The organism is Alteromonas sp. 14N.309.X.WAT.G.H12 (genome assembly GCF_036697315.1).
Taxonomy (GTDB): Bacteria; Pseudomonadota; Gammaproteobacteria; order Enterobacterales; family Alteromonadaceae; genus Alteromonas.
Genome location: NZ_JBAHZB010000157.1, coordinates 1 through 5,951 on the forward strand (window position 1 = coordinate 1; position 5,951 = coordinate 5,951).

Consider the following 5,951-nt stretch of genomic DNA (forward strand, 5'->3'; position numbering starts at 1 on the left):
TCTCAAGATAGCGTTGTATTTGCTTTGTGTCACCGTGCAAAAGGGGAGAATAAAGCAGCATGGCGTATTGGGCCGATAATGTGTTGACGGGCTCAGCCATCAGGGTTTGGTGTTCGCTTTTCTGCAGATACCGATAGGTGATGCTCGCGCAGACAATAAAAATAAGCACGCTGACAAGTAACGCCAGGTGACAATATTTTGAATGGATCCAGCTAAAAGGGTGGCGCCGTTTAGGTGGCGTACGGTGCCATGAATATTGAGCGTCGTGCATAATAGTTCTAAGAATAAATATTAGCCTTCATGATAGCGCTTTATTAGCGCAGTACAAGTTTGACCTTTTTGCCCTTTTAACAAAGAGCATTTGCCATTGTCTGTGAATTCGCTAGGATACGGCTACGCAACAATATAGGGTGTTATTATCGTGTCGGAATTATCGGTATCCAATCTGCACAGTCGTGCTGAGCTTACGCAACTTTTTAAACAAAATGCCTACGGCGTGCGGTATGCAGCGGGTAAGTGGTTTGCAGAGTCAACGGCACAAAACCCAAAGGATAGCGCGGTACTTACCGTGATTGCTCCGGCCATGACCTTGCATCAGCTAGCCCAGCTTACGTCCTTATTAGCTCCTGTACTGTCAATGGGCGCTTTCTACCCTCATCCGTTAAATGGCACCTTCCACGAAACCGCCTTGGTATGCCCGGTTAGGGTGTGTCAGGCTGCGGAATTAAAAGATCGCCTTGAAGCGGCGGCCAACGCATTGCGACTCGATATTGCGGTGCAAACCAAGCAGCCTGCGCTTGACGTCGGTGGTTTGCTGGTGATGGATATGGACAGCACCGTCATTGAAATTGAATGTATCGATGAAATTGCTAAATTGGCGGGATTGGGCGATAAGGTGGCCAAGGTCACCGCCCAAGCAATGCGCGGGGAGTTGGCCTTTAGTGAAAGCCTTATCTCCCGTGTTGCCTGCTTAGAAGGGGTGCCGGTGGCCCAACTTGCTCAGATTCGAGACAGTATTCCGCTAATGCCCGGCGTGGTGCCCCTTATCGAAACATTAAAATCACATGGCTGGAAGATTGCGATTGCCTCAGGCGGTTTTACCTATTTTGCCGATCATCTCAAAGCGCGTCTCGGCTTAGACGCCGCGTTTTCCAATACTCTAGCAACAGAGGACGAGATCTTAACCGGTAAGGTATTAGGCAGTATTGTGGATGCGAGGATAAAAGCACAAACGGTAAGTGATCTTGCGGAAAAATGGGCAATACCCAACGGTCAAACCATTGCCATGGGAGACGGGGCTAATGATTTACTTATGATGGAAAAAGCCGCTTTGGGCGTAGCCTGTCATGCTAAACCCGTGGTCAGAGAAAAAGCCGATGTGGCCATTCGCTTCGGTGGCCTTCACCGTTTGTTATATTTGCTTCGCTAATGGATATGCTCAGGCTAATCGGCTTTTTGCTGTTTAGCCTGCGCTTGCACGTCCGTTGAAGATTTATCTACCATGCGATTGTGCATGATGGTTTTTCTATCGAACCCAAAACGGCTGAGCACTTCGCTGGTGGTATCAACCAGGTGCACCGAAGCGCCAATCCCCCAGATCTTTTCGTCCAATTCCTTGGCGATATGCATGGCATACATACTGACGTAATTTAATTCCGCTTGCAGCATATCCAAATCCGGTTTGCCGGTTGCCGTGATCACCACCTGAATGGCGATAAATTGTCCTTTCTCCATGGCATCAAGAATAAAACGTTTCCGTTTATCGTCATCGCTAAAACGACTGCTTAGATGGGGAATGAGCGCCAGTCTGCTGTCTTTACGGTTGGGATCATAAGCAATAAACAGTTCTTGGCGTACCGGTCGGTTTTCCGATTTTATGGTACGAAGACCTTGTTGAATGAGCGGGGCATCAAGATTCCGATCTCTAAAAAGGTACTCTACGTTGGCATGCTTTTTATCGGTGTAATGACACATTAACTGATTCAGTATGGCGTCTTTGTCACTGAATACCGCTAAATCCGGAATATAGCGCACTCCTGCCTTGGCCAATAAAAAGGCACAATTTGGCGTGTTACGGGCATTAATACAACGTAGCGCATGGCCCATGCCTGGAATTTCTTCTTCTTCCGGGTAGGTTTTTAGGTTTTGCTTATTTTGTTTGATCAAATTATCGAAAAACTCGCGGGCGATCTTGCCCGTTTCCCCTTCTGCGGCACGCAAATGTATAAGATTGCGGCCTTCGTTGATATGAATGACCTCGTAAATTAAACCCATTACGTCATGTTGTGTCGTGAGCGCTTGAAGCTTGGGAAAGGACACCTTTACCAACGAACCGATGTCTCCTAAAAACTCATCGGATACCTCAAGGCGAAGCCCCGAAACGGAGATATCTTCGCTGATCCCCGTCAGCGGCATTTCATCATTATAGTTGGTCAGTTTAATGGGGGAGCGCAGTAAATAGCGGGTTTCCATTCTTTGTTCCTGAAATCGATAACGATAGGGTTGGATGATTTCAGGTACCCGGTTGCGAGGATGGGCAAACACGCGTAAATGGGTGAGGTTGTTGCGACTAAACTTAAACCGGGCATAACATTGTTGGGCTGATTCTGAGGTAACGTCAGTGATATGTACGATATAAGAGAGATTTTTCAATTTCGCCATCAAACGGGGCGACGGTACAGAATTTTGTCTTTGGGCTTTGCTAACGGCGGTTTCGGGAATAGACAGCTGCACATGGGCTTGCTCTGCAGACATGGAATTCATTGAGAGTTTAAACACCCGCCAGCTTATCTTTCTGGCACCAAAACCCAGATAAACCGTCTTTAGTACTTCTTTTTTATCAAGCTCTTGGGAGGAGGCTGAATAAAAATATACAGCACCGTTTTGAATATGGGTAAATGAATACACGTACATTTCCGCGACGGCTTCGGGTTGCTCTTGTAGCCATTGAAGCCGCGAAGGTTTAAGTAAATAACCTAAGCGAATGTTGTTTTCTTCGTCTTGCCAATAAGCCAGGGTTTCCTGATTAATGCTATTTATCATGGCAAATTTAGGGACAAGCTTGTTTTCCGCTTTATCGATGAACACGGGTAGTGTTGGGCTACAGGGTGAAATATATTGTTCTGCCGTTTTATTCTTTATGGCTTCCACGGTGTTCGCCAAATTGACTTTATAGCGCCGTTTGTTGCCATGAATAAATTTTTCTAGAAAGCTGTCAAACACGGGGGAGGGAAGGGACAGTTCCCGCTTTAAAATAAGGTAATGGTTAGACTTTTGAACTTTGGTGGTGATCACGTTGTAAGCAATACCATTGCGTTTGTCCATGGCAAATTCATTTTCCAGACCACGAAAATATATCTGTAGACGTTGTTCTGGTTCGAATTTGGTCTCTTTCGGTATTTTTAGCCTTAATCCTTCCATGGAAATATCGATACTGGTGGCTTGATAGCTATGATGCTTTTCGTCTTGTATTTCCACCGGTATGGCAAAATTCATCCGTTCGTGGCCCCGATGAGCGTAGGACAGTAAATTCACAACGGGGATGGTATATTGGGCTAATAACTGTTTGGCGCTATCTGAGGAGGCATTTTTTTGCGGTTGGGCTGCGTTCTGCGCTTTTTTCTCTCGCATGATCCGAAAATTGTTTTCCGTTGCCATAATGGCTTCATACACACCGAAGCTGTAGTGACCGAAGATTTTTATTTGTTCTTTGAACACCCCAATGGCCACGTCATCGAGATAGTGCTTCCGCCCCTTATATTCAAATAGGTGACAATCACCGTCTACCTGTCCGCGTAGATCTACCGAACGCATACACGGTTTTGCCAGTCGCTTTAGTTCCATCTTAATCATAAAGCGTTTTTCAGGGGCAAGATCTTGGGTGGCTTGAGATAGACGTTGGTTAAAGTCCGGCGCATTGATCGCGGGCTTTAGTCTGTCAATAATGTGAGTGTATTGTTGCAGCTCTTTATCCATAACCATCATTTGTTATTTTAGTTGTTTGCTACACAGGTGTTTTAGGCGTTAAAAATAAATTCCATTTCAACGCGTCTTTAAACCAGCATGCAGTATGTCGATGTTACGTGTAGAATACGCTAAAAAAAACTATTGTGAAAATAACTCTATGGCAAAACGTAAAACCGCCTATGTTTGTTCTGACTGTGGCGCAGAATTTGCCCGTTGGCAAGGGCAATGTACAGAATGTAAAGCATGGAACACGATTTCAGAGTTCGTTATCAGCTCTGCGAACACCGTCAAAACAGGTTTTAGCGGCTATGCTGGGCAAACGAATGCGCGCATTGAAAAGCTTGATACCATCGATTTAGCCGCGCTACCTAGGTTTTCTTCCGGTTTTAAAGAATTAGATCGGGTCCTTGGCGGGGGGATTGTGCCTGGCGCTGCAATGCTCATTGGCGGTTCACCAGGGGCCGGGAAAAGTACGCTGCTTTTACAGGTCATGTGTCAACTGGCCAAAGATCAAAGCGCTCTTTATGTGACCGGTGAAGAATCATTGCAACAGGTCGCCATGCGCGCTAAGCGACTGAGCTTACCTGACGATAAATTACTGATGTTGGCGGAAACTAACGTCGAGATCATCTGTCAGCTCGCCTTAGAGCAAAAACCTAAAATAATGGTCATCGACTCTATTCAGGTGATGAACATTGCCGATGTGCAATCAGCCCCCGGAAGTGTCTCTCAAGTACGGGAAAGCGCGGCCTATCTCACCCGTTTTGCCAAGCAAAATCATATCGCCATGTTTTTAGTGGGGCATGTTACTAAAGATGGCAATCTGGCTGGCCCTAAAGTACTGGAGCACTGCATTGATTGTTCCATGATGCTTGAAGGGGAAAGCGACGGTAGGTTTCGAACCTTACGAAGCCAGAAGAATCGTTTTGGTGCGGTAAATGAATTGGGTGTTTTCGGGATGACGGAAAAGGGCCTAAAAGAAGTGAATAATCCGTCGGCGATTTTTCTTAGTCGGGGCGATACTCAGGCACCGGGCTCTAGCGTGATGGTGGTGTGGGAAGGGACGCGCCCCTTACTGGTGGAAATTCAAGCCCTGGTAGATTATTCACAAATGGCCAATCCTCGTCGCGTTGCCGTAGGCCTAGAACAAAATAGACTGGCCATGTTACTGGCGGTACTGCACCGTCACGGAAACGTGCAAATGAATGATCAGGACGTTTTTGTGAACGCGGTAGGTGGCGTTAAAATAGCGGAAACCAGCGCCGATTTAGCGTTGCTGCTCGCCATGGTGAGTAGTTTTCGTAATCGGGCATTACCTAAAGATCTAATTGTATTTGGTGAAGTGGGGTTGGCCGGTGAAATACGTCCTGTACCCAATGGTACGGAGCGAATAACAGAAGCGGCGAAACATGGCTTTAAGCGTGCAATTGTACCCCGAGCAAACGCCCCCAAACACCCCATTGCCGGCATCGAAGTGGTACCGGTGGTTCAACTTTCTGAAGCGCTAGATGCATTGCCATAAATGGCATCAATAAGGGCATTTAAATCTTTTTCAGCAATGGCATTGTCGTTGCTGTTCATGGTGATTAACCGACGTAAGCCAGCCAGGCTTTCTACGTCGATGTGATCTAACTTACAACCAATATCCACATTCGCCGAGCCGGCTTGGGTCTGGCGATATAATTGTTGGAGAAAAAGCACAATTTGAGGGCTGTCTTCGTTGGTTTTAAACTTCACCGTGTAGGGCGCGTGGCTGTCAAAAGGCAGCGCGTTTAAATCCTGATCTGCCGCACACAGGCGTAACCCTTGCAACGACACATCTTTAATTACAATGGGAATGGCGATCCCTTGATGACCAAGTTGGCCTGCTACATTTAAGTCCACGCGTTGGAACTGACGTTTGTTCACGTTTTTTCCCTTAACTTCCCATACATACTTATTATTAGTGCAAATAAAAGCCAAAGGTCAACACATTGCGTAAAAAA

Annotated in this window: 5 protein-coding genes; 2 read left to right on the forward strand and 3 right to left on the reverse strand. The window is 46.5% G+C overall.

All coding sequences use genetic code 11. The features are described 5' to 3' along the window. On the reverse strand, positions 1-271 hold a 271-nt coding region (locus V5298_RS19435; protein ID WP_332933085.1), incomplete at its 3' end, for a hypothetical protein. A 150-nt stretch (positions 272-421) separates the two neighbouring features. Between V5298_RS19435 and serB the strand changes: the two genes are divergently transcribed. Further along, entirely contained in the window at positions 422-1,429 is a 1,008-nt protein-coding gene (gene serB, locus V5298_RS19440; RefSeq protein ID WP_332933086.1) for a phosphoserine phosphatase SerB, read from the forward strand. Positions 1,430-1,443: 14 nt separating this feature from the next. Here serB and V5298_RS19445 read toward each other — a convergent pair whose 3' ends face one another. Further along, entirely contained in the window at positions 1,444-3,975 is a 2,532-nt protein-coding gene (locus V5298_RS19445) for a PilZ domain-containing protein (RefSeq protein WP_332933087.1), read from the reverse strand. 148 nt (positions 3,976-4,123) lie between these two features. Here V5298_RS19445 and radA point away from each other — a divergent pair, with 148 nt between their 5' ends. Continuing rightward, positions 4,124-5,488, forward strand: a complete 1,365-nt coding sequence (radA, locus tag V5298_RS19450; RefSeq protein ID WP_332933089.1) for a DNA repair protein RadA — start codon at positions 4,124-4,126, stop codon at positions 5,486-5,488. Here the strand turns inward: radA and V5298_RS19455 are convergent. Then, positions 5,455-5,874 carry a PilZ domain-containing protein gene (locus V5298_RS19455; RefSeq protein ID WP_332933088.1) on the reverse strand — a complete coding sequence of 140 codons (420 nt, stop codon included), beginning with the start codon at positions 5,872-5,874 and terminating at the stop codon, positions 5,455-5,457. The genes radA and V5298_RS19455 overlap by 34 nt on opposite strands. Positions 5,875-5,951: the final 77 nt, after the last annotated feature.